This window comes from Microbacterium sp. HMWF026 (genome assembly GCF_003061325.1).
Classification (GTDB): domain Bacteria; phylum Actinomycetota; class Actinomycetes; order Actinomycetales; family Microbacteriaceae; genus Microbacterium; species Microbacterium testaceum_E.
In genome coordinates this window covers 1-1232 of the sequence record NZ_QAJB01000064.1, presented here as the reverse complement: position 1 = coordinate 1232, position 1232 = coordinate 1, and the positions used below count along the sequence as shown (strand labels likewise).

Here is a 1232-nt window from a genome sequence, read left to right as displayed (position 1 = left end):
GGGTGATCGTGGGCGCGGTCGTCGTGGTGGCGGTGCTCATCTGGGGGCGCCCCCGCCTCACCCCCCGCGCCGCTCCCGCCGTGCACTCCCTGTTCGGAGACGACGACGCCCGCTCCGCCGACGAGCTGCGAGCGGATGCCGCCGAGGCCGCGGCCCGCGGGGACTGGGACGACGCGATCGTCCTGCGCTTCCGCGCCTTCGCGCGCGGGCTCGCCGAGCGCGGCATCGTCGACCCGCCCCCGGGCGCGACCGTCCGGGCGTTCGCGCGAGCGGCGAGCGCGGCGCTGCCACCCCTCGCCGACGCCCTCGACACGGCCGCCGAGACCTTCGACGACGTCCGGTACCTGCGTCGTCCCGGAACGGCCGAGAGCTACCGCGTCGTGGCCGATCTCGACGACGCAGCGGTGCGCGCGCGACCGGCGGTCCCCGCGTGAGCGCGGTGGCCACCGTCGCTCCGCGCGCCCGCACCCGCGGCGCGCTGGGGTGGATCGCCCTGGTCGCGGGGCTGTTGCTGGTCTCGCTGATCGGCGGCCTCTTCGTCTACGGCGGCTACGCGCAGCGCGGCATCCTGGATCCGGAATCCGCCGGTCCCGACGGCACGCGGGCGGTCGTCCGCGTCCTCGAGCAGCAGGGCGTGCGGGTGAGCGTCGCCCGCGATCGCGGCGCCGCGGAACGCGCCCTCGGCGCCGGCGACGCGACGCTGGTCGTGCCCGATGCGCCGATGCTGTCCGACGACGGTCTGCGCGACCTCTCCGACCGCGCGCGCCACGTCGTGCTGATCGACCCGCGAACGCGCTCGCTCGATGTACTGCTGAACGGTTCGTCCCTGGGGGACTTCGCCCCCGACATCGCGGTCGACGCCGCGTGCGACGTGCCGGCGGCCGCGAACGCGCGGACCGCACGCGTCGGTTCGCTCTTCGTGCCCGGCGACGGCGTCCGGGCGTGCTTCGGCTCCGACGGGGGCTACGGACTGCTCACCACCGCCGAAGACGGCCGTTCGGTCACCGCGGTCGACGGCCTCGCGACGCTGACCAACGCCATGCTCCCGCTCGACGGGAACGCCGCCCTCGCGCTGGGCGTGCTCGGGCAGAGCGAACGACTCGTCTGGTACGTCCCCTCGCCCGCCGACGCCGACCCCGGCACCGCCCCGCCGACGCTGTCCGACCTGACCCCGCCGTGGGTGACGCCCGCGATCGTCCTGCTGCTGCTCGCGGCCCTCGTCGCGGCCGTGT

Annotated in this window: 2 protein-coding genes; both read left to right on the top strand. The window is 76.4% G+C overall.

Annotated elements, in window-relative coordinates; translation table 11 throughout:
* The coding region (locus tag DBR36_RS02950) for a DUF4129 domain-containing protein (RefSeq protein WP_181373452.1) at positions 1–434 on the top strand (434 nt) is incomplete at its 5' end.
* A 5-nt stretch (positions 435–439) separates the two neighbouring features.
* Positions 440–1232, top strand: a 793-nt coding sequence (locus DBR36_RS02945) for a DUF4350 domain-containing protein (protein ID WP_258222523.1), incomplete at its 3' end; no start/stop codon positions are given.